This is a genomic window from Pseudomonas sp. P1.31 (assembly GCF_001269815.1).
GTDB classification, from domain to species: domain Bacteria; phylum Pseudomonadota; class Gammaproteobacteria; order Pseudomonadales; family Pseudomonadaceae; genus Aquipseudomonas; species Aquipseudomonas rustica.
In genome coordinates this window covers 1-23226 of record NZ_LHVN01000005.1, presented here as the reverse complement: position 1 = coordinate 23226, position 23226 = coordinate 1, and the positions used below count along the sequence as shown (strand labels likewise).

22 protein-coding genes and 1 tRNA gene are annotated in these 23226 nt (G+C 58.4%); 8 read left to right on the top strand and 15 right to left on the bottom strand.

The genetic code is table 11. The features are described 5' to 3' along the window. Positions 1 to 85: 85 nt before the first annotated feature. Positions 86 to 1012, bottom strand: coding sequence for a LysR family transcriptional regulator (locus AD669_RS02745; protein WP_053116858.1), 927 nt, complete (start codon positions 1010 to 1012; stop codon positions 86 to 88). 127 nt (positions 1013 to 1139) lie between these two features. Between AD669_RS02745 and AD669_RS02740 the strand changes: the two genes are divergently transcribed. Then, complete coding sequence (locus AD669_RS02740) at positions 1140 to 1886, top strand: 3-oxoacyl-ACP reductase family protein (protein ID WP_053116857.1); 747 nt, start codon at positions 1140 to 1142, stop codon at positions 1884 to 1886. A 74-nt stretch (positions 1887 to 1960) separates the two neighbouring features. Here the strand turns inward: AD669_RS02740 and AD669_RS02735 are convergent, their stop codons facing one another. Then, positions 1961 to 2656: an HAD-IA family hydrolase gene (locus AD669_RS02735; RefSeq protein ID WP_053116856.1), complete on the bottom strand. Its 696-nt coding sequence runs from the start codon at positions 2654 to 2656 to the stop codon at positions 1961 to 1963. 243 nt (positions 2657 to 2899) lie between these two features. Here AD669_RS02735 and AD669_RS02730 point away from each other — a divergent pair, with 243 nt between their 5' ends. Beyond that, on the top strand, positions 2900 to 7678 hold the full coding sequence (locus AD669_RS02730) for an RHS repeat-associated core domain-containing protein (RefSeq protein WP_082341379.1): 4779 nt from the start codon (positions 2900 to 2902) through the stop codon (positions 7676 to 7678). Then, positions 7675 to 8109 (top strand): hypothetical protein, encoded by a 435-nt coding sequence (locus AD669_RS02725; protein ID WP_053116855.1) that lies wholly within the window; start codon positions 7675 to 7677, stop codon positions 8107 to 8109. Before AD669_RS02730 ends, AD669_RS02725 begins: the two co-directional genes overlap by 4 nt. 147 nt (positions 8110 to 8256) lie before the next feature. Here the strand turns inward: AD669_RS02725 and AD669_RS28535 are convergent, their stop codons facing one another. The 4 genes from AD669_RS28535 to AD669_RS02705 all read right to left on the bottom strand — a co-directional run bounded on the left by AD669_RS28535 (position 8257) and on the right by AD669_RS02705 (position 9994). Further along, a complete protein-coding gene (locus AD669_RS28535) occupies positions 8257 to 8424 on the bottom strand; it encodes a hypothetical protein (RefSeq protein ID WP_007914082.1) in 168 nt (55 codons plus the stop codon). A 127-nt stretch (positions 8425 to 8551) separates the two neighbouring features. Next, a complete protein-coding gene (locus AD669_RS02715) occupies positions 8552 to 8971 on the bottom strand; it encodes a YMGG-like glycine zipper-containing protein (protein WP_053116853.1) in 420 nt (139 codons plus the stop codon). A 136-nt stretch (positions 8972 to 9107) separates the two neighbouring features. Next, positions 9108 to 9479, bottom strand: a complete 372-nt coding sequence (locus AD669_RS02710) for a hypothetical protein (protein WP_053116852.1) — start codon at positions 9477 to 9479, stop codon at positions 9108 to 9110. A 326-nt stretch (positions 9480 to 9805) separates the two neighbouring features. Further along, positions 9806 to 9994, bottom strand: a complete 189-nt coding sequence (locus tag AD669_RS02705; protein WP_053116851.1) for a hypothetical protein — start codon at positions 9992 to 9994, stop codon at positions 9806 to 9808. Between the two features lie 192 nt (positions 9995 to 10186). On the opposite strand from AD669_RS02705, the gene AD669_RS02700 reads away from it, so the two are divergent. Continuing rightward, positions 10187 to 10537: a YceK/YidQ family lipoprotein gene (locus tag AD669_RS02700; protein ID WP_053116850.1), complete on the top strand. Its 351-nt coding sequence runs from the start codon at positions 10187 to 10189 to the stop codon at positions 10535 to 10537. A gap of 133 nt (positions 10538 to 10670) precedes the next feature. On the opposite strand, the gene AD669_RS02695 is transcribed toward AD669_RS02700, so the two are convergent. Together AD669_RS02695 and AD669_RS28405 are read right to left on the bottom strand one after the other, a co-directional pair. Beyond that, a tRNA-Ser gene (locus tag AD669_RS02695) sits at positions 10671 to 10760 on the bottom strand. Positions 10761 to 10844: 84 nt separating this feature from the next. After that, entirely contained in the window at positions 10845 to 10991 is a 147-nt protein-coding gene (locus AD669_RS28405) for a hypothetical protein (RefSeq protein WP_156316123.1), read from the bottom strand. 64 nt (positions 10992 to 11055) lie between these two features. On the opposite strand from AD669_RS28405, the gene AD669_RS02690 reads away from it, so the two are divergent. From AD669_RS02690 to AD669_RS02680, 3 genes are all read left to right on the top strand, one after another. Continuing rightward, positions 11056 to 11745, top strand: coding sequence for a crotonase/enoyl-CoA hydratase family protein (locus tag AD669_RS02690; protein WP_053116849.1), 690 nt, complete (start codon positions 11056 to 11058; stop codon positions 11743 to 11745). Between the two features lie 216 nt (positions 11746 to 11961). Next, positions 11962 to 12684, top strand: a complete 723-nt coding sequence (locus AD669_RS02685) for a 1-acylglycerol-3-phosphate O-acyltransferase (RefSeq protein WP_053116848.1) — start codon at positions 11962 to 11964, stop codon at positions 12682 to 12684. Between the two features lie 132 nt (positions 12685 to 12816). Beyond that, a complete protein-coding gene (locus AD669_RS02680) occupies positions 12817 to 13788 on the top strand; it encodes a magnesium and cobalt transport protein CorA (RefSeq protein WP_053116847.1) in 972 nt (323 codons plus the stop codon). 84 nt (positions 13789 to 13872) lie between these two features. Here the strand turns inward: AD669_RS02680 and AD669_RS02675 are convergent, their stop codons facing one another. The 3 genes from AD669_RS02675 to AD669_RS02665 all read right to left on the bottom strand — a co-directional run bounded on the left by AD669_RS02675 (position 13873) and on the right by AD669_RS02665 (position 18062). After that, complete coding sequence (locus AD669_RS02675; RefSeq protein WP_053116846.1) at positions 13873 to 14595, bottom strand: amidotransferase; 723 nt, start codon at positions 14593 to 14595, stop codon at positions 13873 to 13875. Positions 14596 to 14686: 91 nt separating this feature from the next. Then, the gene (locus AD669_RS02670) at positions 14687 to 16831 is read right to left on the bottom strand and encodes a 3-hydroxyacyl-CoA dehydrogenase NAD-binding domain-containing protein (RefSeq protein WP_053116845.1); all 2145 of its coding nucleotides are present in this window, start codon (positions 16829 to 16831) and stop codon (positions 14687 to 14689) included. A gap of 25 nt (positions 16832 to 16856) precedes the next feature. Then, positions 16857 to 18062: an acetyl-CoA C-acetyltransferase gene (locus AD669_RS02665; RefSeq protein ID WP_053116844.1), complete on the bottom strand. Its 1206-nt coding sequence runs from the start codon at positions 18060 to 18062 to the stop codon at positions 16857 to 16859. Positions 18063 to 18646: 584 nt separating this feature from the next. Here AD669_RS02665 and AD669_RS02660 point away from each other — a divergent pair. Next, positions 18647 to 19468 carry a cytochrome c gene (locus AD669_RS02660; protein ID WP_053116843.1) on the top strand — a complete coding sequence of 274 codons (822 nt, stop codon included), beginning with the start codon at positions 18647 to 18649 and terminating at the stop codon, positions 19466 to 19468. A gap of 119 nt (positions 19469 to 19587) precedes the next feature. On the opposite strand, the gene AD669_RS02655 is transcribed toward AD669_RS02660, so the two are convergent. The 4 genes from AD669_RS02655 to AD669_RS28650 all read right to left on the bottom strand — a co-directional run. After that, a complete protein-coding gene (locus tag AD669_RS02655) occupies positions 19588 to 20391 on the bottom strand; it encodes a transglutaminase family protein (RefSeq protein WP_053116842.1) in 804 nt (267 codons plus the stop codon). Then, the gene (locus AD669_RS02650; RefSeq protein ID WP_053116841.1) at positions 20388 to 21338 is read right to left on the bottom strand and encodes an alpha-E domain-containing protein; all 951 of its coding nucleotides are present in this window, start codon (positions 21336 to 21338) and stop codon (positions 20388 to 20390) included. The genes AD669_RS02655 and AD669_RS02650 overlap by 4 nt, the downstream gene beginning before the upstream one ends. Positions 21339 to 21350: 12 nt before the next feature. Beyond that, a complete protein-coding gene (locus tag AD669_RS02645; protein WP_007914061.1) occupies positions 21351 to 22760 on the bottom strand; it encodes a circularly permuted type 2 ATP-grasp protein in 1410 nt (469 codons plus the stop codon). 276 nt (positions 22761 to 23036) lie between these two features. Next, a partial coding sequence (locus AD669_RS28650) for a hypothetical protein (RefSeq protein WP_218187424.1) occupies positions 23037 to 23226 on the bottom strand: 190 nt, incomplete at its 5' end.

The window sequence follows — 23226 nt, the reverse complement described above, 5'->3', positions numbered from 1 at the left end:
GAGTTGCCCACAGATTTTGCGCACAACGCAAAACCCTGTGGGAGCGAGCTTGCTCGCGAAGGCCGCGCCTCGGTATCAAGTTTGCTCAAATCGCACTAAACCGCCGCGCCAACCCCCGCTCCGCAAACTGCTCAATCAAAAAATCCACAAACGCCCGTGTCTTCCCCGGCAACAACTTATGCTCGGCGTAGTAGACCGAAATATTGCCATCATCAACAAACCACTCCGGCAACACCCGCTGCAACCTTCCCGACTCCAGATACCCCACCGCAAACGGCATGCTCACCAACGCAATCCCCAACCCTTGCGCCGCCGTTGCGCACGCGGCTTCGGAATCGCTCAGGGTCATGCGCGCCTTGAGCATCAACGGCCGACAGTTCTGCGGATCGCGCCCGGTCAACTGCCAGGAACGCACGCGTCCGGTTTGCGGCGAACGGATCAGAATCCCGTCGTGATGGCTGAGATCGTCCGGCTCGGTGATCTCGGGATTGGCCTGTAGATAATCGGCAGACGCCACCAAAATCCGGTGCGCCGGGCTCAACTTGCGCGCGATCACCCCTTGCGGCAGATCGAAGCCGCCACCGATGGCTGCATCAAATCCCTGCCCGATCAGATCAACCTGGCGATTATCGAAATGCCAGTCCGGACTGATCGCTGGATATCGCTGCAAAAACTCACCGAGCATCGGCACGACGTGCAAACAACCAAACGCGGCGCCCATGCTGACTTTCAGCGTTCCCGCCGGCAGCCCTTCGACACTGGACAGATTGGCCACGGCATTCTGAATGGTGGTCAGGCTGCCACTGACCTGATTCAAAAACAGCTGCCCGGCCTCGGTCAGCGTCAGGCTGCGTGTACTACGCTGGAACAGCCGCACACCGAGCCGCACCTCAAGTTTGGCAACACTTTTGCCAACGGCCGCCGGGGTCAGACTCAAGCGCCGTGCAGCCTCGGCAAAGCTGCCGACCTCGGCACTGCGCACGAAGCATTCGATGCTGCTGAAGGTTTCCATGATCACCACTATAAACTTCTGGTTTACACAGACTATAGCAATCATGGTCTACACAGTTGTCGATACCAAGTCGATACTCGCCACCAATACCAAGGCATTCCCGCCTTGAACACTCTGGAGATCGAACATGACCACTCAACACCTCAGCGGTAAAGTCGCTCTGATTCAAGGCGGTTCCCGCGGTATCGGCGCTGCCATCGTCAAACGTCTGGCCGCTGAAGGCGCTGCAGTAGCCTTCACCTACGTCAGCTCCACCGCCAAAGCCGAAGAGTTGCAAAACAGCATCACCGCCAACGGTGGCAAAGCCTTGGCGATCAAGGCCGACAGCGCCGACGCCGCCGCCATCCGCCACGCCGTTAGCGCCACCGTCGAAGCGTTTGGCCGAGTGGATATTCTGGTCAACAACGCCGGTGTGCTGGCCGTCGCACCGCTGGAAGACTTCAAACTGGAAGACTTCGACCAGACCGTGGCGATCAACATTCGCAGCGTGTTCATCGCTTCGCAAGAAGCCGCCAAACACATGGGCGAAGGTGCGCGCATTATCAACATCGGTAGCACCAACGCCGACCGCATGCCCTTCGCCGGTGGCGGCGTGTATGCGATGAGCAAGTCGGCACTGGTCGGTCTGACTAAAGGCCTGGCCCGCGATCTCGGCCCACGCGGCATCACCGTCAACAACGTGCAACCTGGCCCGGTCGACACCGACATGAACCCGGCGCACGGCGATTTCGCCGAAAGCCTGATCCCGCTGATGGCCGTCGGCCGCTACGGTAAAGCCGAAGAAATCGCCAGCTTCGTCGCCTACTTGGCAGGCCCGGAAGCCGGTTACATCACTGGTGCCAGCCTGACCATCGACGGTGGTTTTGGCGCCTGATATTTCCAAGTCGCCTGAACGAAAAACGCCGCCGCTCTTTTCACAGAGCGGCGGCGTTTTTTCGTCTCAAGCGTTTACGCCCATTCCAGCGCCGGCAAACCGCAAGCACTCGGGGTGAAGGCTTTCAACGTACGAAGAATCCCGTCCGCGTGTGCGTACTTTTCATCAGCCATGGCGGCGTCCGGAATCGCAATCGCGGTCATGCCGGCGGCTTTCGCTGCGGTCACGCCAAACGGTGAATCCTCGAACACCAGACAATCCTCAGGCGCGACGCCCAGACGTCGCGCGGCGGTGAGGAAAATATCCGGTGCCGGTTTCGCCGCGCCGACTTCCGGATCGTCGGCGGTAACAATGAAGTCGAACAGCGCAAACCATTCTTGGTGCAGCGTGGTTTTCTGGCCAAACGACTGACGCGATGAACTGGTGCCCACGGCGATCGGAATGTTGTGCGCCTTGAGGTGACGAATCAGTTCCTCGGCACCCGGCATCGCCTGCGCTTTCGGGAAACGCTCACGCATCAACGGCTCGCGGATCTCCAAGAACTCTTCGGCGGTGATCGGCAGATCCAGCGCCTGCACCACGTAATTGGCCAGATCGTTGGCACCGCGACCGATGATGTTCTGTTTGACGCTCCAGTCGAAGGTGCGCCCGTAGCGCTGGGCAATCAGCGACGTGACCTCGGTGTAAATGCCTTCGGTGTCGAGCAACAAACCGTCCATATCGAAAATCACGGCCTTGATCGGGCCGAACGCCTTCAGCGCTGCATTCATCATCGGATCCGTTTTCAAAGACATCCCAGGCGGCATCGCGCCGCTGCTCGGATCTGATTAAAGGGTTCAGCAGCATAACGAGCGCGACAGACATTGAGCAACGGGCAATGTCTGTTGCGCCGATGAACTACTCGCGAATATTTAGCGAAACGTCCTACAGGCATCACCTACTTGGCCGACTTCTTTCCTTACTGATCCCCCGCAAAGTCCGTGCTCCTCCTTGATGTGCGCGAGCGACTGCGAATGTTTCAACCCGATCGGCTACTGGCCCTGAACAACAGCATTGGCCTGCTGATAGTTGCCGCACTGAACCCGGATCACCCGGATTTCGAAACCCTGATCGGCGAATTTCGCCTGTGCCTCAATAATTACGAGGCCTGGGCCGAACAGTACTGGACGGGCACAGCGCTGGATGTCGAGCAGGTGTTTACCGTCGGCAACGACGTACGCCTCAGCGCCCCGATCAAATCCCGCAAACCGATCAGCTCATCCGTAGTCATGTGCCCCGCCAGCGGATCTTTGACCCTGGTACACATGTTCGAAGCCGCCCGCTTCGTACCGATCGGCAACACCCCGGTGACGCTCGAACCGGTGATTGGCGACGTCGGCGGTGTCCTGACCTTCGGCGAAGCGCTGCGCCATACGATCGGCCCGAGCGGGATATTGCAGGTGACCGATTGCGATCGGGGCCAGCGTTATCGCATCACCTTCTTTCCCGATGTTTCCACTGCGCATGTTCGTGAGTTGTATGACTCCTACGAAAGCATTCTCGGTGACCTCGAACGCTGGTTGCGTGCCGAGTGGACAGGTTTTCAGCCGTTATGGGCGGAGTTCTCCAACGCCGGATTTTCTGACCGTTACCGGCAGTTGCAACGGGCGGATTGGCGCGGCTTCGAGAAAGCGCTGAACGGTGTCTGGGATGACATCAAGCAACTGTTCGCCCTCCTCGCCGATCTGCAGGCCAACAGCGAAAAGCTCCTGGAATACCTCAGCGCCGCCGAGCTTGAAGCCCTGCTGCAAACCTCCAGCGACGCGATTGCCAATGCACTGCTGATGCTCAGCGATGAGCCGCTGATGTTCATTCATCTGGCCGCGTTCACCAGTTGGCTGAAGATGCTGCCGCCGCAGTATTTGGCCGAAGTCGTGGCTGAGGTGCGCGTCGAACTGTTGATCAGTTTCCTGCTGATGCGCGTGTCGGGTGGCGTCGGCGTGCCGCTGCGCTTGAGCAGCAAAGTGCTGGCAAAGATCAAATCGCCGCGAGCGCGGGAATGGCTGGCGGCCTCGGCGTTGCGCCTGGCTGAGCTGACCTCTGCGCCGGAGCTGACCCAACATGCGAGCACGCTGAGACCGTTGATGCTGAGTGCGCGTGAAGTGCAGTTGAAACCGACGCCGTCGATTCCGCTGAACATTCGGCAGGCAGATGAAGTGGTGTTGACGGTGCCAAACCCGGCGCCGATTGCACGGGACAAGGCACATGGCAATACGCGTATGGAGCGTCATGAGCCTCACGATGACGCTTCGGATCAGGCGAAAAATCCCAATGGGGACAGCGCTGATTGTGTACCGCGTACCTGCACCAACGGCTGTCCGGTGTCGATGGTCACGGGTGAGGAACTGCTGACGCTGACTGATGGCGTGCTTGATGGCGTGTTGCCGTTTGAATTCACCCGGTTGTATCGCACGAGTGCGGTGGAAATCGATGTCGGCCTGGGGTTTGGCTGGAGCCATTCGCTGGCGCATCGGCTGGAATTTGATGGCGACACGGTAGTTTGGGTCGATCACGAGAATCGGCGCACACGGTTTCCGCTGCCGAATGTTGAGCGGCCTTCTATTCACAACAGTTTGTCGCGGGCAGCAATTTTTCTCGGGGATGAACCGGAGGAATTGATCCTAGCGCTGGCTGGGGAAACGGCGCGGTTTTACCACTTTCGGGCCGGGCGTCTGACGTCGATCAGCGATGCCTATGGCAATCGTCTGACGGTGCATCGCGATCGGTCTGACAGGGTTCAGCGACTGGATAACGGTGCCGGTCGCTCGTTGTTGCTGCGTTACGACCGCGCGCAATTGATCGCGATCGATTACCAAAGTTTGCAAAACGCTGAATGGGCGACGGAGCAAATTCTCGTTCGCTATTGCCACGACGCGCGCCAGCGCTTGTTGGCGGCAACCAATGCATTAGATGAAAGCGAGCGCTACGACTACGACGATGCGCACGTCATCCTGCAGCGACAGCTGACCGGTGGCGCGAGTTTTTTCTGGGAATGGGAACGGGCTGGCAAGGCTGCGCGTTGCGTACGGCACTGGGCGTCGTTTTCGCAAATGGACACGCGTTATGTCTGGAGCGACGACGGCAGTGTGGCGGTGCATTACGTCGATGGCACCGAAGAGGTTTACGTCCACGACGACCGCGCGCGACTGGTGCGCAAGGTTGAGGCCGATGGCGGTGAGCAACTCAAGGCGTACGACGATCAGGGACGGTTGGTCGCTGAACAGGATGCTTTGGGTTCTGTCACCGAGTACCGCTATGACGATGTCGGACGGCTGGTTGCGCTGATTCCTGCGGCGGATGCGCCAACGTCCTACGAGTATCGCAACGGTTTTCTGCATCGGCGTTCGCGCGGCGATACGGTTTGGATTTATCGGCGCAATGCCGAGGGCGACATCACCGAGGCCGTCGATCCTGACGGACAGGTCACTCATTACTACTACAGCGTGCGTGGGCAACTGGTGTCGATCCGGTATCCGGACACCAGCCGTCATCTGCTGGCCTGGAATGACCTCGGCCAACTGGTTGAAGAGACGTTGCCTGAGGGTGGTGTACGGCGTTTTTCCTACGATGCTTTGGGACGGCGGACGACCACGGTTGATCAGCATGGCGCCGTTACCCGACAGCTGTGGGACGCCGTTGGCCGACTGGTTCAGACGACTTTTCCTACGGGTGCCACGCGTGCATATAGCTACGGCGCTTACGGGCAAGTCACCGCCGAGCGTGATGAGCTGGGGCATGTCACCCGGTATGAGTACGACGATGACCTGCATCTGGTCTCCCGTCGCATTAACCACGACGGCACGCGGATTCAATACCGCTACGACCATGCCCAACTGCTGCTCACGGAAATCGAGAACGAATCAGGTGAGAAATATCGGCTGGACTACACACCGACCGGATTAATCCGACAGGAAACTGGTTTCGATGGGCGCCGAACTGCTTACGTGTATGACCTCAACGGTCACCTGCTGGAAAAGACCGAGTTCGGTGATGACGACTCTCGGCTAGTCACCGCTTATAAGCGCGATGGCGCCGGACGCCTGCTGGTGAAAACCCTGCCGGATGGGGTGAAGGTCAGTTATCAGTACGACCCGTTAGGGCGCCTGACTAGCGTCGATGATGGCCAGAACCATCCGCTGGCCTTCGAATACGACCGCCAGGATCGGCTGATCACCGAGCATCAGGGCTGGGGCACTCTGCGCTATGCCTACGACGCCTGCGGTCAGCTCAAAAGCATGCGTTTGCCGGACAACAGCAAACTCGACTATCAACACGCCAAGGGTGGCGCCCTCGCCGGCATCGACCTCAACGGCGCCCCACTCACCCGCCACGTCTACCAGTCCGGTCGCGAACAACAACGCGAGCAAGGCCTGCTGCTCAGCGAATACTCCTACGACGAACAGGGCCGACTGCTCGCCCATGCCGTGGGCCATAAACGCGATTCGATGTATCGCCGCGATTATGCCTACAGCGCCAACGGCAATCTGTCGTACATCGCCGACACTCGCCACGGCCAACGCACCTACGGCTACGACACCCTCGACCGTTTGATCCGCGTCCGCCACTCCCGCGACGAACTCCCGGAAACCTACGCCCACGATCCCGCTGGCAACCTGCTCATGCAGGATCGCCCCGGCCCGAGCCAGATCAAAGGCAACCGCCTGCTGATGCAGGGCGATCGTCACTACGACTACGACGCCTTCGGCAACCTGATCCGCGAACGTCGCGGCACAGCGCACAAACTTGTCACCGAATACCGCTACGACTGCCAGCACCGCCTGATTGGCCTGACTCGCCCTGACGGGAAAACCGCGTCTTATCAATACGACGCCTTCGGCCGGCGCATCAGCAAAACCGTCGACAGTGCCACCACTGAATTCTTCTGGCAAGGCGACAACCTCGTCGCCGAAAGCAGCGATACCGAATACCGCAGCTACGTCTACGAACCCGGCACCTTCCGCCCATTAGCGCTGCTCGACGGTAAAGGCCCGAAAAAGGCCTGCCCGTTTTACTACCAGAACGACCACCTTGGCACGCCGTTGGAGCTAACGGATTACAGCGGGGAAATCGTCTGGTCGGCGCAATACGACGCTTACGGGAAAGTCGCGGCGGTGACGTTGGCGGCTGATGAGTATCTGGATCAGCCGCTGCGGTTTCAGGGGCAGTATTTCGATGCGGAGAGTGGGCTGCATTACAACCGACATCGGTATTACGACCCGCGGCTGGGACGGTATCTGACGCCGGATCCGGTGAAGCTGGCGGGTGGGTTGAATCAGTACCAGTACACGCCGAATCCGATTGGGTGGGTGGATCCGTTGGGGTTGAACTCCAATTGTCCGCCGCCTAATAGGCCTGGGTGTGAGGTGCCGGGGGGGATTGGTGAGGCTAAGGTAGGCGAAGGCGACCCGCAATTACCAAGTTTGATCCATGGTGTTGACCCAAAACCATTGAAGCGTACACATGCAATCTCGGGAAAAGGATCAACTAAACGGGTCGAAGATTTAGGAAAAAAAATGCGAGCTGATGGATACGACAGTAGCTTTCCCATAGACGTAGCGGAATATCAAGGCACCCTTTATATTCTGGATGGACACCACCGTGCAGCAGCTGCAAGACAAACAGCAACGCCGATAACTATGCAATTGATCACCAACATCAGAGAACACAAGGGCACCCTTAACACTATCGAAGAAGTAATCGAATCTGCTGAAAATGTAGGGCACGACCGACTGGAGCATCACAGAAGAAGATGAAAAATACCGACACGTCGCTTGAAGAGCTAATTACCGACTTTCTTTCGAAAGTAGACTACGGCACGGAGCTATTACGTAAAAAATTTGGCACCCGCAATATTTTAAGACTTTGGCGGAGCAAACAAATCGAACGCTGTGGAGAAATAACAAATGGAGTTGAATACGAGCTCCACGGTATCGGATGCGCTATTCACTTCCCTTCGGAATCAGTGGATTTCGATTACGGATCAAATGACAGAATCGACGGCTTCGATGTGTGGCGGCTATACATTTACGCTAGTGATAGACCATTGAAATATAAAAAATACTGTGACCAAAAAATAGTTGAGAACGAATTTAACGAATACATCGCACTTGGTCGAATAGAGAAGATGTCAGCCTCGGACAATCTTTACATCCTCAGTAAATCTGAATCAACTGAGCACAGGTAAAAATCTGTTCGTCAACGTCCATTCATCCTTCTACAAGCCTTAGCTGCTATCAACCTTATGGTCGTTAACTAGTTTCCAGAACCAAAGGGCCTAAAATCCTAGGCCCTATAGAGCTCAACGCAATATCAGGTTCGACTCGCAGAGCAGTCACTGCTCATCCTCATCCTCTTCATACTCCATATCCGCCTCATCCGAATCATTCAGCGGCACCGTCGCATCATCCATCAGCGATCCCGGATCCTCATTCCCCGGATCATTGATAAACGGCAGCCCACTAGAGCCTTTCTCTTCCTTGCCTTCAGTTTCAGGAGTCATGGCGAACCTCATCATTTCCGCGGAGTGTAGACGTTCGAAAAGTCCTACAGCCAATCGTTCCAGCATCTGACCGGCAAATACGAAAAACCCGGCAAATAGCCGGGCTCTCGCTAAACCATTCCATCAATCAATGATGGCGGTTCTTGTGTTTGTTCTTGTGCTTGTGACCCCCACCGGAGTGGGATCCGCCGTCGTCACCGAGGTTGTTACCGACCGCGCCACCCGCCGCGCCGCCCAATCCTGCACCGACAGCCGAACCGGTTGATCCGCCGACGCTATTACCAATCACCGAGCCACCCGCCGCGCCGAGGCCACCGCCGATGGCAGCTTCGGTGCGATTGTTTTTATTCGCTCCAACCGCACCGCCGGCCGCGCCGCCGACACCTGCGCCGACTGCCGCACCGGTGCTGCCGCCGAGTTGTCCACCGACCACGTTGCCCAGCACGCCACCGAGCCCACCGCCCACGGCGGCCGAGCCATCGCCGGCTGCCATTGCGCCTTGCGCCACGAGCAATCCGAAAAACAGTGCAGATAATGACAATCGCATGTGTACCTCACAGTTCCCGAATCGGGACAGTTCGCCCCAGCGGGGGCCTATGTGAGATTGGAGAGGTTTGCGGGAAAAACGTTCAGCCATGAAAAAGCCCGGCATCGAGCCGGGCTTTGTCTGCAAGCGATCAATCTCAGTGACGCTTGTGGCCTTTGGCCAAGTTGCTGCCGACGGCACCGCCCGCCGCGCCGCCCAGACCAGCACCGATGGTGGCGCCATTTCGGCCGCCCAGGCTGTTACCGATTACCGAACCGCCCGCCGCGCCAACACCGCCACCAATGGCCGCTTTCGTCCGGCTGCCTTTGCGTGCAGCCACTGCGCTACCGGCCGCGCCCGCTACACCTGCACCAATCGCTGCACCGGTGCTGCCGCCCATTTTCTGACCGACGACATTACCCAGCGCGCCACCCAGACCGCCGCCCAATGCAGCGGTGCCGTCGCCGGCAGCCATTGCTCCTTGAGCGAACAGAAGGCCGAGAACCAGAGCGGGCAGTGTTAAACGCATGACGAAAACCTCAAAGACAGAGAAACAAAAAGGGGCGCGATTGAATGCCGTCACAGCGGCAAAGTCCAGATAAAAACGGACGCATCCGCGCAATGGGCGCCGATTGGACAGTGATTTCAGAAAAGGTTTTATGACGGGCAAAAAAAAGCCCGCTGGGGAGACGGGCTGGAGACTTGCTTTCTAACGGATGGCTTCACCCTACTTAAGCGAACGTGAAAAGTTTGTGAAAGAAACACAGATCCTGACGACCGTCTGTAGGTCTAGTCCGAAATCAAATCTCTGAGCATAAAAAACCCCGTTCTTAGACGGGGTTGGTTGGCGGAGAATCATTTTCGGGCGCGTGCCGTGACCTTGGGTAAAAACTTCGCTTTCGGCCCTTTCGGCACCGTGGACTTGATCTTGCCGGTGTGAACCGGATCCTCGCCGAAACCAGACTGATACTCGGTCTGGCCACAACGAACGCAGTTGTTAAACGGAAACTCGGCGCCATCGTCTTCGATATACGGTTCTGTCATACCTTCGCCCCTGCGATGCGGATCGACACCGGCAAAACTTTTTTGCCTGAAAAAATATCGACCTCCAAGGCTTTTGAGACTAGCCGGTCATTACTGGACCTTTGGTTCAGATCGACCGATGCCCGACGAATGGCCTACCCCAATCAAACACGCTAATCTGGCAACCTCATCTCATTGCCAAGGATTGCGAGCATGACAATAAAAACCATCGCCTTGCTGCTTTCAGCGCTAGCCGTTACTGGCTGCGGCACGATCAGCAGTGTCGTGCAGGAAGACACCGTCGCCGGAAATGATCTAAAAAAACGCCAAACCTACTGCGATTCGATTTCCCGAATTTACAGCGGCGTCGGCTACGACTTCTGCATCCTGCACGCACCCGATCTGCCGATAAAATCCTGGAAGGGTCGCCCTTCAGCCCCGCTGGTTTTGATAGATCTGGCAGTCTCCGGTGTGACAGATACGTTGGTATTGCCATACACCGTGTATCAACAGGTAAAACACGGCAATATCGAAATCTACCAGGCACAAACGTCCGATCAGTGAGCAGCGCAACTTCACGGCGGTGCCAGTCGGCCTACTGATCTCGAAATCAAATCCGCTGTCCAATAAATTCCAGACGCCTGAAACCACAAAACCCCTGACTTCTTTCGAAATCAGGGGTTTTGTGTACTGAATGTGGCGGTGAAGGAGAGATTCGAACTCTCGATACAGTTTCCTGTATACACACTTTCCAGGCGTGCTCCTTAAGCCACTCGGACACTTCACCGTATCTCTTCAAACATGTTCTGTCTGTCGAGGCGCGCTAATGTAGTCGAAAGCTTTTCCGATGGCAAACTTTTTTTTAAGATTTTCATGCGCTTAAGAGAAAAAGCCGTTTGCCCTGCCGACGGCCCATGGCAAACCGGCCAATCTTCGGTGGGCGCGGCCCTTCTATATAGAAGCAGAATGGCGTGCGGCGCTGGATCAGCCGGGATTCGGTGACCGGCGGGTCAGTCACGGCGCTTTACCTGGCCTGCGGTGGTGGGTAACGTCTGCTCATCTTTCTTACAAGGAATCGCGTCATGAGTGAGTTGATTGCCTACCACCTCGAAGACGGCATCGCGACCCTGACCTTGAGCAACGGCAAGGTCAATGCCATTTCCCCGGACGTGATTGCGGCGTTTAACGCGGCGCTGGATCAGGCGGTGACTGATCGTGCCATCGTGATCATTACCGGTCAGCCGGGGATTCTGTCGGGCGGCTACGATCTGAAAGTGATGACCGCCGGCCCTAAAGAAGCCGTGGCGCTGGTGACCGCTGGTTCCACCCTCGCCCGTCGTCTGCTTTCTCACCCGTTCCCGGTGATCGTCGCTTGCCCGGGTCACGCCGTGGCCAAGGGTGCATTCCTGCTGTTGTCGGCCGACTACCGCATCGGTGTTGACGGCCCTTTCAGCATTGGTCTGAACGAAGTGCAGATCGGCATGACCATGCACCACGCCGGTATCGAGTTGGCGCGTGATCGTCTGCGTCGCTCGGCATTCCACCGGTCGGTGATTAATGGCGAGATGTTCGACCCGAAAAGCGCGGTGGACGCCGGTTTCCTCGACAAAGTGGTTTCTGCCGAAGAGCTGCAAGGTGCCGCCCTTGCCGCCGCGCGTCAGTTGAAGAAGATCAACATGCTCGCGCACAAGAACACCAAGCTGAAGGTGCGCAAAGCGCTGCTGGAAACCCTGGACAACGCGATTGTTCAGGATCAGGAGCATCTGGGTTAACCCCCGTATCCTGCGTCGAAGAAAAGCCCGACCCGCGTGTCGGGCTTTTTCTTGCGCGCTCGGTTGAAAACGCCGTGGCTGCTCTAGGACGGGTCTGACAAGCAATTCGGAAACATGCGCTTAAACATCGCCTATCTCCGGACTCTATAGTGGCAATTGCCGAACACAGTGCACATCCGTACACTGCGCCACCTTTTGCGCCGGTGGGGCCTGAAAATGCTGTTCGTGTTTCGTATGTTATTGATGAGCCTGCACTTTATTCTGGCTGGCGTGCTTGGGGTGATCCTCGGCATATGTCGTCCGTTCAATCCGGACAACAGCCGTCTGTGTGCGCGCCTCTATGCATTGCCGGCCATGTGCATCTTGCGCCTGCGAGTGAAAACCGACGTCAGCGGTTTGATGAACAAACCTGCCAGTTGCGTGATCATCGCCAACCATCAGTCCAACTACGATCTGTTTGTGTTCGGTAACGTTGTGCCCTACCGCACGGTGTGCATTGGCAAGAAGAGCCTGAAGTGGGTGCCGTTATTCGGGCAGTTGTTCTGGCTCGCCGGCAACGTGTTGATCGACCGTGGCAATGCGCACAAGGCGCGCCAGTCGATGCTTACCACCACCAACACGCTGCAAAACAAAAACACCTCGATCTGGGTATTCCCGGAAGGCACGCGCAACCTCGGCGAAGAGTTGCTGCCGTTCAAGAAAGGCGCGTTTCAGATGGCGATTGCCGCTGGTGTGCCGATCGTGCCGGTGTGTGTCAGCAGTTACATCAAGCACATGCGTCTGAACCGCTGGAACAGTGGGGAAATTCTCATACGCTCGCTGCCGGCGATTCCTACAGCCGGATTGACCATGGAGGACATGCCTAAGCTCATAGAGCAATGCCGCGAGCAGATGCGCGAATGCATCGAATCAATGGATCGGCAGTTGCAAGCCGCCTGAAACCGAACCCGCCTTGTGCGGGTTTTCTTTTGCCGAATGAACGGTGCAGATTTCACTGACTCTCAAGTAGCGACACGGCTAAGCTGAAGCCTTGTATTCCTGCCACCTGCCAAGAAGAAGTGAATCACCACCATGGGTCGAGTTGTTGCTGCTGCTGTGTACAGCGCCGGTAAGAAAGTCACCAATATTTCCCTCGACGAGGGAGCCGCCTGGGCCGCGAAAACCGGCCACTTTGTCTGGATCGGCCTCGAAGAGCCGGACGCTCAGGAGCTGTCCAACCTGCAACGCCAGTTCAATCTGCACGAGCTGGCGATTGAAGATGCGCTGGAAAAACACAGCCGGCCGAAGCTGGAAACCTTTGGCGACGCTTTGTTTATCGTCACCTACTCGCCGATCCGTGAAAACGGCGTGCTGCAATTCATCGAAACGCACATCTTCGCCGGCAAGGGCTACATCATCACCGCGCGTAACGGTCACTCGGCGTCCTACGCACATGTGCGCCAACGCTGTGAGGCGCGTCCGCTGTTGCTGGAGCATGGGGAAGATTTCGTACTCTATGCGCTCCTCGATTTCGTCATCGAGAACTACCAACCGGTCGGTGAAGCGATCCATGCCGAGATCGATGAGCTGGAGCGCAACGTGCTGTGCAGCGCATTGAATGAGCGTGATATCCAGAAGCTGCACGGCTTGCGTCGTGATGTCGTGCGCCTGCGTCGCTATGCGGCACCGATGGTGGAGATCGGCGAGGAACTGCAGAAGCTCAGCTTCCCGTTTATCGACAAGAACATGCGCCCGTACTTCCGTGATGTGCAGATTCACGTAACGCGGCAGATGGAAGACCTCAGCACGCTGGCCGACATTGCCAGCCAGACTATCGAGATCGGTGTGTTGCTGGAGGCGTCACGGCAGAGCGTGGTGCAGCGCAAGTTCGCTGCGTGGGCGGCGATTCTGGCGTTCCCGACGGCGGTGGCGGGGATTTACGGGATGAACTTTCAGAACATGCCGGAGCTGAGTTGGCATTACGGTTACTTCGGGGTGCTGGGGTTTATTGCGGTGGGGTGTGTGAGTTTGTGGGCGAGCTTCAAGAAGTCTGGGTGGTTGTAGAAAAGCAAAAGATCGCAGCCTTCGGCAGCTCCTACAGGGTCTCAGCGTAGGAGCTGCCGAAGGCGGCGATCTTTTGATCTGCTGTTAAGCGACCTCAGGCTTGTGCGCCACAAACCGCATCATCCATTCCGCAACCGTCGCGCCGTGGTGTTCCTGCTCCAGGCTGGCCACACCTTTGCTGTAAATCTGCGAACCCAGCGCTTCCTGACGCAAATCCAGCAGCGCCCGCGAGTAATCGTGGATGAACTCGGGATGGCCCTGGAAGCACAGCACTTGATCGTTGATGTGGTACGCGGCAAACGGGCAGAAATCGCTCGAGGCGATGACGGTGGCGTTTTCCGGTAACGACGTCACCTGATCCTGATGGCTGATCAGCAACGTCAGTTCTTCACGCACCGGGCTCATCCACGGCGCCTTGGCCGCGAGTTTGTAGTTGTGGGTGCCAACGCCCCAGCCCTGCGTCGCACGCTCGCTCTTGCCGCCCAGCAGCAGCGCCAACAGTTGATGGCCGAAGCACACGCCGAGCAGTTTGTCGCCACGCTCGTAACGGCTCAGCAGGTATTCCCTCAGCGTTTCAATCCACGGGTCGGTACCGAATGAATCGGCCTTGCTGCCGGTGACCAGGTACGCGTCAAAGGTCTGCTCGTCGCTTGGGTATTCGCCCTGCATCACGTTGTAGACGGTGAACTCGGCGGCAATCGGTTGCTGCGAGAACAGGCGCTGAAACATCTGCCCGTAACCCTGATATTGATCGACCAATTCGGGACGCAGGATGTCGGTTTCCAGAATGCAGATGCGTAGCGACATAAAAAATACCTGACACGTGATGGGAATAATGAACACCCCAGAGCCTGCCTTGAAACACCCTGACAAGGCAAGCCCCGGAATGCTCGCCCCCTTAGAACATTTCACCTTTCGCCGCTTTATCCAGCAGCAACGCCGGCGGGGCGAAACGCTCGCCGTACTGTTCGGCCAGATACTGCGCGCGAGCGATGAAATCCTTCACCCCGTACTGATTGATGAACTGCAACGCACCGCCCGTCCACGCCGCAAAACCGATGCCGAAGATCGAGCCGATGTTGGCGTCCGCCGTCGAGGTCAGCACGCCCTCCTCCACGCAACGCACGGTTTCAATGGCTTGCACGAACAGCAAGCGATCACGCACATCCTTCGGGGAAATCTGCCCGTCGGCTTTCTCGAAGCGCGTTTTCAGTTCCGGCCACAAATGCTTCTGGCCACCGGCCGGGTATTCATAAAAACCACCGCCAGCCGCCTTGCCCGGACGTTTGTATTCGTTGAGCAGCAAGTCAATCACGGCGAAGGCCGGGTGCTCAATCAGCGGTTTCCCTTCTGCCTGTAGGTCTTTGGCCGTTTGCTTGCGGATATGGCTCATCAGGCTGAGGGAAACTTCGTCGGAGATCGCCAGAGGCCCGACCGGCATCCCGGCCTTGCGTGCTTCAGTCTCGATCATCGGCGCACTGACGCCCTCACCAAGCATGGCGATGCCTTCGTTGGTGAAGGTGCCGAAAACCCGCGAGGTGAAGAAACCGCGACTGTCGTTGACCACGATCGGGGTTTTCTTGATTTGCAGAACGAAATCGAAGCCGCGCGCGAGGGTTTCGTCGCTGGTTTGCGCGCCTTTGATGATTTCCACCAGGGGCATTTTTTCCACCGGACTGAAGAAATGCAGGCCGATGAATTTGCTTTGATCCGGTACGGCACTGGCAAGGCCAGTAATCGGCAAGGTCGACGTGTTGGAGGCAATAACGGCGTCGGCGCCCACGACTTTTTGCGCAGCCACAGAAACCTTGGCCTTGAGCTCGCGATCCTCAAACACCGCTTCGATGATCAGGTCGCAACCGGCCAGATCGGCATCGCTTTCAGAGGGTTTGATCCGCGCCAGCACTTCATCGCGCTGGGCTGCATTCATCTGGCCACGGGCAACTTTTTTGTCGAGCAACGCGGCCGAGTGCGCTTTGCCTTTCTCGGCAGCTGCAAGGTTGATGTCCTTGAGTACCACGTCGATACCCGCCGAAGCACTGACAAACGCGATCCCCGCGCCCATCATCCCGGCACCGAGCACGCCGACCTTCTGCGTCTTATAAGGTGCAAAACCCCGCGGCCGCGAACCGCCGGCATTGATCTCGTTGAGCTGAAACCAGAACGTGCCGATCAGGTTTTTCGAAATCTGCCCGGTGGTGAGTTCGGTGAAGTAGCGGGTTTCGATCAGGTGCGCGGTATCGAAATCGACCTGAGCGCCTTCCACCGCCGCACACAGAATCTTCTCCGGCGCCGGCAGTGTGCCTTGGGTTTTCGTGCGCAGGATCGACGGTGCAATCGCCAGCATCTGCGCGACTTTCGGGTTCGACGGCGTACCGCCAGGAATCTGATAACCCTTCACATCCCAACGCTGCACTGCCGTTGGATTGGCAACAATCCACGCGCGCGCCTTGGCCAACAGTTCATCGCGATCCGCCGCCAGCTCATCGATCAAACCGGCCTGCAACGCCTGTTGCGGACGCACTTTTTTGCCTTCGAGCAGATACGGCAGCGCCTTCTCGATCCCGAGCATGCGCACCATGCGCACCACCCCGCCGCCGCCCGGCAGCAGGCCCAGCGTCACTTCCGGCAGGCCGAGTTGCACCGAGGCGTCGTCCAGCGCCACGCGATGATGGCAGGCGAGACAGATTTCCCAGCCGCCGCCCAACGCCGCGCCGTTGATCGCTGCAACCACCGGTTTGCCGAGGGTTTCCAGGGTGCGCAATTGGCCTTTGAGGGTCAGCACCATGTCGTAGAAAGCTTTGGCTTCAGGCTTGCCGACTTTGATCAGTTCGTTGAGGTCGCCGCCGGCAAAGAAGGTTTTCTTCGCCGAGGTGACGATGACGCCGGCAAGGCTGTCTTTTTCTGCCACCAGACGGGCCACGCACGCGGCCATCGCCTCGCGGTACACGGCGTTCATGGTGTTGGCGCTCTGGCCCGGCATGTCGATGGTCAGCACGACGATGCCGTCCTGACCTTTTTCGTAACGAATGGCTTCGCTCATAACAAGGTTCCTTGAATTCGGGGGCTCAGAGACGTTCGATGATGGTGGCAATGCCCATGCCGCCGCCGACGCACAGCGTCGCCAGGCCATAGCGCAGGTGCCGCGCTTCCAGTTCATCGAGCAAGGTGCCGAGGATCGCGCAACCGGTGGCGCCCAGTGGATGGCCCATGGCGATGGAGCCGCCGTTGACGTTGACCTTGTCCGGGTCGACGGCCATGTCTTTGATGAACTTCAGCACCACCGAAGCAAACGCTTCGTTGACCTCGAACAGGTCGATGTCTTCCACGCGCAGCCCGGCCTTGGCCAAAGCCTTGCGCGTAGCCGGCGCCGGGCCGGTGAGCATGATGGTCGGGTCGGTGCTGGTGACCGCCGTGGCGACAATTCGCGCCCGCGGTTGCAGGCCCAACGCGCGGCCCTTGGCTTCGGAGCCGATCAGCATCAACGCCGCACCGTCGACGATCCCGGAACTGTTGCCGGGTGTGTGCACATGATTGATCCGTTCAACGTGGCTGTAGACCCGCAGCGCCGTCGCGTCGAAACCCATTTGCCCGATCATTTCAAAACTCGGCTTGAGCTTGCCGAGCCCTTCCAGCGTCGATTCAGCACGAATGAATTCATCGTGATCGAGCAGGATGATGCCGCTCTGATCCTGCACCGGCACCAGCGACCTGTTGAACGAGCCATCGGCCCGGGCCCGCGCGGCTTTCTGTTGCGAGTGCAGCGCGTAGGCATCGACGTCGTGACGGCTGAAACCTTCGAGCGTGGCGATCAAATCGGCACCGACGCCTTGGGGGGTGAAGTGGCTGTGCAAGTTGGTCTGCGGATCCAGTGCCCACGCACCACCATCGCTGCCCATCGGCACGCGCGACATCGACTCGACGCCACCGACCACCACCAGGTCTTCAAAACCCGAGCGCACTTTCATCGCGCCGAGGTTCACTGCCTCAAGCCCGGACGCGCAGAAGCGGTTGATTTGCACCCCCGCCACGCTGACGTCCCAATCAGCCACTTGCACGGCGGTTTTGGCGATGTCCGAGCCTTGATCGCCAATCGGCGTGACACAACCAAGCACCACGTCATCGACCTGGCTGGTGTCCAGCGAAGTACGTTGTTGCAGCGCGGTCAGCAGCCCCGCTACCAGATTCACCGGTTTGACGCTGTGCAAGGCGCCGTCGGCCTTGCCTTTGCCGCGTGGCGTGCGTAGCGCATCGAAAATCAAAGCTTGGGTCATGACGTCCTCGAACCTGTGCGGTGAGTGATTTCTTGTGCTTGCACTCTTGTCCCGGACGGCCACGGATTCAATGACCACAGTGCTCAATGCGGTTGACGGACACGCTCAGACGGACGGTCATTGGCCGTCGGGTGAACCGGTTCAGGTCACGGAGTTGTCTAGCAAGCGGGCGGCGCAGAAGCTGGCAATACGCCTCATGCCTTTTTAATCGCCGTTGGCAGCAACTCCATATGAAATGGATCTAAGCCAAGCGTGACGCGGGCCCTAAGGTAGTACATGTACGTCAGAGTCGTCGGGTTTTGCCGAGGCCGGCGTCCTTCAACAGGAAGTGCAGCGCTTGCCGTCATGGATATGCAGGCAGGCATCAGGAAATAACAATAAAGGCGGTCAAGCCATGTTCAAACAACCGAAAGTTCGTCAAGCAGGGCTCATTCTTTTCGCCACGACGCTGTTGTTGATTTTGCCGAATCTGACCAAGGTCATCGGCTGAATCGAGCGACGGGTTTATCTATCGCCACTGAAAATGTGACTGGCCCGCTACCCGGGCCAGCGTGGCTGTGCCAACCTTTGCGCACTTCCACGACATGGACGGCGATCATTTGAAAGCGCTCTTCGTACTCGGGGCCATGCTGCTGAGCATGCCTCTGTCTGCCGCACAGTTGGATTTGCAACTGGGCGAGCACAGCCGCACCTGGCAGACCGAGGAATTGCTCAAGCATCCTCAGGTGCAAAACATCACCATCAAAAACGATGTGTCCTATAAGAAGGACATGCTCTATCGCGCCGTGCCTGTGGCGGCGTTGTTGACGGGAATAAAGGCTGAAGATCATCTGCAAGCGGTAGCGCTGGACGGTTTTGCCGCAGAGTTGGCGGCGGCGCCGTTGCTCAATCGTGAAGGGGCGCGCGCGTGGCTGGCGATTGAAGACCCGGCCCATCCGTGGCCGCCGTTGTCGAAGGACAAGCACAGCGCCGGGCCGTTTTACCTGGTGTGGACGGATCCGCAGGCCGGCAATATCAGCCCCGAGCAGTGGCCGTTTGAAGTGGCGAGCATCAAGCGCATGGCGCCGGTGGCCGAACGCTTCCCTGCCCTCCTGCCGGATCCGGCGTTGAAGAAAGATGATCCGGTGAATCTGGGTTTTGCGTTGTTTCAGAAGAATTGCTTGGCCTGTCACCGATTGAACGGTGCGGGGGATGCGCAGTTTGGGCCGGATCTGAATATTCCGTACAGTCCGACGGAGTATTTTGGGGCGGATTTCTTGAAGCGCTACATTCGTGATCCGCAGAGTTTGCGCCAGTGGCCGCAGGCGAAGATGCCGGGGTTTTCGGCGGAGGTGTTGCCGGAGGGGGATTTGGATTTGCTGGTGGGGTATCTCAAGCACATGGCCGGACGCAAAATTAAACCCTGATATCAATCCCCTGTGGGAGCGAGCTTGCTCGCGAAAGCGGCGTGTCAGTCACTGCATTGCTGGCTGATAAATCGCTTTCGCGAGCAAGCTCGCTCCCACAGAGTTTGGTGTGATGCCAGTTATTGTTGTTGCACGGAAATGACCGGGGTCGGTGAGACGAACACTTTCGCGTGCATCTGCTCGCAGCCGCCGCCCCGGCGCATACCGCGTACCGGGCAGGCGTCGAGGTAATCGAGGCCCACCGCCAGTTTCAGATGTCGCTCCGGCCGCGCCAGTTCGTTGGTCACGTCAAAGCTGTACCACGCGTCATCCAGCCACGCTTCCGCCCAGGCGTGGCTGGCCAGATGTTCGCAATCCTCGCTGTACAAATACCCCGACACGTAACGCGACGGCACGCCCAGGCTGCGCGCGCAGGCCAGAAAAGCGTGGGTGTGATCCTGACAAACCCCGGCGCGTCCGGCGAAGGCTTCGGCGGCGCTGGTGTCGACTTCGGTGGAGCCCGGCGTGTAGGTCATGTGCTGATTCAAACCGTGCATCAAATCGATCAGCGCGGTGCGATCGCGCCGCTGCTTGCAGGATCTTTCCGCGAACGCTCGCAGCGCCTCATCGGCCTCGGTCAACCGGGTAAAGCGCAGAAACGGCAGCGCCGACTGGCTCTCATGTTCCGCCTCGCGCAATTCATCAATATCGACCTGCCCGCGCGCGCCAATGATGATCGCTTCGTGCGGCTCGTCCATGGTCAGCACATGCAGGATGTTGCCGAACGGATCGAGTTGCGCGCGCACCGGGCGCGGCAGGTCGAGTTGCCAGCTCAGCACATGTTGACGCTCGCTGTCGTGGGGGGTCAGCCGCAGGTACTGGATGCTCGCCCGCACCTTATCTTCGTAGTGATAGGTGGTTTCGTGGCTTATGGAAAGTCTCATGCAGCCTCCAGGTAGGAACTGTGAATGGCGTTGCCCAACTGGCGCACCAGCGGGATGAATTCGGTCAGCCAGGCGTGCAGGCCTTCCTCGAGGATTTCGTTGATGCCGGTGTAGCGCAGGCGCGCGTCCATCTCGGCGGCCAAGCGTTGCGCGGGACGACCGTTGGCACCGGGCAGTTGCGCGAGAATCTGGTCGATTTCTTCGGTGCAGGCGCGCAGCGAACGCGGTACATCGGCGCGCAGCAGCAGCAACTCGGCGACGTGCCGGGCGCCGGGCGCGTCGCGATAGATTTCGGTGTAGGCCTCGAACGACGACAGCGCACGCAGCAATGCACTCCACTGGTAGTAGGCGTGGGCCGTGCCGTCGCTGACCGCTTCGGCTTGATCGCCGGCCATTTCGTAGCGGGCATCAAGCAAGCGCAGGGTGTTGTCCGCGCGCTCGATAAACGTGCCGAGGCGAATAAACCGAAACGCATCGTTACGCATGATCGTGCCGTAGGACGCGCCACGAAACAGGTGCGAACGCTCCTTGATCCACTCGCAGAAACGGCTCATGCCATAGCGACTGAGGCCCTGCTCGGCGATCCCGCGAATCTCCAGCCACGTCGAGTTGATGTTCTCCCACATGTCCGCCGTGATCCGTCCACGCACTGCATGGGCACTGGCCCGTGCGGCGCCGAGGCAGCTGTAAATGCTTGCCGGGTTGGCCGCATCGAGGGCGAAAAAGTGCAGCAGCCGTTCGGCATGCAATGCGCCGTGACGCTCCAGATAATCCTCAAGGGTGCCGGTGATCAACAGCGGCATCGCCAGCTCATGCAAACCGTCGCCGCGTCCGTCCTGCGGCATCAGTGAAAGCGAATAACTGATATCGAGCATCCGCGCGAGGTTTTCCGCCCGCTCCAGGTAACGCGACATCCAATACAGATCCGAGGCAGTTCTACTTAACATGGCAAGCTTCCTTCAATCCTCGACCACCCAGGTGTCCTTGGTTCCGCCGCCCTGTGATGAATTCACCACCAGCGAGCCTTCGCGCAGCGCCACACGGGTCAAACCGCCGGGCACCACGCGGGTTTCACGACCGGACAAGACAAATGGACGCAAATCGATATGGCGCGGCGCAATGCCGTTTTCGACAAAGGTCGGACAGGTCGACAGCGACAACGTCGGTTGCGCGATGTACGCGTGGGGTTTGGCCTTGATGCGTTCGCGGAAAGCATCGATTTCCGCTTTCGTCGACGCCGGCCCCACCAGCATTCCGTAACCGCCGGAGCCTTGGGTTTCCTTTACCACCAGATCTGGAAGATTGGCCAGCACGTGGGAAAGTTCAGACGGGTTGCGGCATTGCCAGGTCGGCACGTTTTTCAGGATCGGTTCTTCGTCGAGGTAGAAACGGATCATGTCGGTGACAAACGGATACACCGATTTGTCGTCCGCCACGCCGGTGCCGATGGCGTTGGCCAACACGACGTTGCCGGAGCGATAGGACGACAGCAGCCCCGGCACGCCGAGCATTGAGTCCGGGTTGAACGCCAATGGATCGAGGAAAGCGTCGTCGAGGCGGCGGTAAATCACATCCACCGCTTTCGGGCCGTCGGTGGTGCGCATGAAGACTTTGTCGTCACGCACGAACAGATCCGCGCCTTCGACCAATTCAACACCCATTTCCCGCGCAAGAAACGCGTGTTCGAAGAACGCACTGTTGAAGCGCCCCGGCGTCAGCACGACCACACTCGGATCATCAATCGGGCTGGAGCTTTTCAGCGTGTCGAGCAGCAGGTTCGGGTAGTGATCGATCGGGGCGATGCGTTGCGCGGCGAACAACTCCGGGAACAAACGCATCATCATTTTGCGATCTTCGAGCATGTAGCTGACGCCGCTCGGCGTGCGCAGGTTGTCTTCGAGCACGTAATACGTGCCGTCGCCATCGCGCACCAGATCGACTCCGGAGATGTGCGAATAGATATCGCGGTGCAGATCCAGGCCTTGCATCGCCAACTGATATTGCTCGTTGGCCAGTACCTGTTCGGCAGGAATGATCCCGGCCTTGATGATGCGCTGCTCGTGATAAAGGTCGGCGAGGAACATATTCAACGCCTTGACCCGCTGGATGCAGCCGCGCTCGACGATCCGCCACTCGCTGGCGGGGATGCTGCGCGGAATGGTGTCGAAAGGAATCAGGCGCTCGGTGCCCTGCTCGTCCCCATAGAGCGTGAAAGTAATCCCGGCGCGATGGAACAGCAGATCGGCCTCGCGTCGCCGTTGGGCCAGCAGCTCGTCAGGCGTGTCGGCCAGCCATCGGGCGAACTCCCGATAATGCGGGCGAACCTGGCCGCCGGCATCGTACATCTCATCAAAATAGGTGCGGATCATGCCGTACTCCTTGTCACCCGGACATACAGGCCTTCGCAAGGCCCGTGCCATCGGCATAAACGCTTTGATTTCAATCGGTTGGATATTCACGCCGCAGGCGCCGCACCATTCCTGTGCGGCAAATGCCCCAACCTGATTGCCCCCGCTTCATTGCGACGCACTGCATCGCCTATTAGCAGCATAGTCAGAGTTGATTTCACTGCCCGGGATCGGCTGCGGATAATCCGCGCATTCGCTGCCAAACTTCGCCGCTCCCCGCACCGCGAAGTGGTCAGCTCAATTGATTGGGATTGCCCCGGCAGCCCGCCCAGCCTCAACCCTGACCGGTTTCCTCTCCTTATCGGTCTTCCCTTTTAGCCACCCTCTCCGGTGGCTTTTTTTTGCCTTTTGGAAATGTTTTGAAAGCAAAAGCAAAAGATCGCAGCCTTCGGCAGCTCCTACATGAATCTGTGTAGGAGCTGCCGAA

What these genes read in the sequence shown, in the direction of transcription:
- AD669_RS02745 (WP_053116858.1), bottom strand. Translation starts at nt 1,012, where the DNA reads ATGGAAACCTTCAGCAGCATCGAATGCTTCGTGCGCAGTGCCGAGGTC.
- AD669_RS02740 (WP_053116857.1), top strand. Translation starts at nt 1,140, where the DNA reads ATGACCACTCAACACCTCAGCGGTAAAGTCGCTCTGATTCAAGGCGGT.
- AD669_RS02735 (WP_053116856.1), bottom strand. Translation starts at nt 2,656, where the DNA reads ATGAATGCAGCGCTGAAGGCGTTCGGCCCGATCAAGGCCGTGATTTTC.
- AD669_RS02730 (WP_082341379.1), top strand. Translation starts at nt 2,900, where the DNA reads ATGTTTCAACCCGATCGGCTACTGGCCCTGAACAACAGCATTGGCCTG.
- AD669_RS02725 (WP_053116855.1), top strand. Translation starts at nt 7,675, where the DNA reads ATGAAAAATACCGACACGTCGCTTGAAGAGCTAATTACCGACTTTCTT.
- AD669_RS28535 (WP_007914082.1), bottom strand. Translation starts at nt 8,424, where the DNA reads ATGACTCCTGAAACTGAAGGCAAGGAAGAGAAAGGCTCTAGTGGGCTG.
- AD669_RS02715 (WP_053116853.1), bottom strand. Translation starts at nt 8,971, where the DNA reads ATGCGATTGTCATTATCTGCACTGTTTTTCGGATTGCTCGTGGCGCAA.
- AD669_RS02710 (WP_053116852.1), bottom strand. Translation starts at nt 9,479, where the DNA reads ATGCGTTTAACACTGCCCGCTCTGGTTCTCGGCCTTCTGTTCGCTCAA.
- AD669_RS02705 (WP_053116851.1), bottom strand. Translation starts at nt 9,994, where the DNA reads ATGACAGAACCGTATATCGAAGACGATGGCGCCGAGTTTCCGTTTAAC.
- AD669_RS02700 (WP_053116850.1), top strand. Translation starts at nt 10,187, where the DNA reads ATGACAATAAAAACCATCGCCTTGCTGCTTTCAGCGCTAGCCGTTACT.
- AD669_RS02690 (WP_053116849.1), top strand. Translation starts at nt 11,056, where the DNA reads ATGAGTGAGTTGATTGCCTACCACCTCGAAGACGGCATCGCGACCCTG.
- AD669_RS02685 (WP_053116848.1), top strand. Translation starts at nt 11,962, where the DNA reads ATGCTGTTCGTGTTTCGTATGTTATTGATGAGCCTGCACTTTATTCTG.
- AD669_RS02680 (WP_053116847.1), top strand. Translation starts at nt 12,817, where the DNA reads ATGGGTCGAGTTGTTGCTGCTGCTGTGTACAGCGCCGGTAAGAAAGTC.
- AD669_RS02675 (WP_053116846.1), bottom strand. Translation starts at nt 14,595, where the DNA reads ATGTCGCTACGCATCTGCATTCTGGAAACCGACATCCTGCGTCCCGAA.
- AD669_RS02670 (WP_053116845.1), bottom strand. Translation starts at nt 16,831, where the DNA reads ATGAGCGAAGCCATTCGTTACGAAAAAGGTCAGGACGGCATCGTCGTG.
- AD669_RS02665 (WP_053116844.1), bottom strand. Translation starts at nt 18,062, where the DNA reads ATGACCCAAGCTTTGATTTTCGATGCGCTACGCACGCCACGCGGCAAA.
- AD669_RS02660 (WP_053116843.1), top strand. Translation starts at nt 18,647, where the DNA reads ATGGACGGCGATCATTTGAAAGCGCTCTTCGTACTCGGGGCCATGCTG.
- AD669_RS02655 (WP_053116842.1), bottom strand. Translation starts at nt 20,391, where the DNA reads ATGAGACTTTCCATAAGCCACGAAACCACCTATCACTACGAAGATAAG.
- AD669_RS02650 (WP_053116841.1), bottom strand. Translation starts at nt 21,338, where the DNA reads ATGTTAAGTAGAACTGCCTCGGATCTGTATTGGATGTCGCGTTACCTG.
- AD669_RS02645 (WP_007914061.1), bottom strand. Translation starts at nt 22,760, where the DNA reads ATGATCCGCACCTATTTTGATGAGATGTACGATGCCGGCGGCCAGGTT.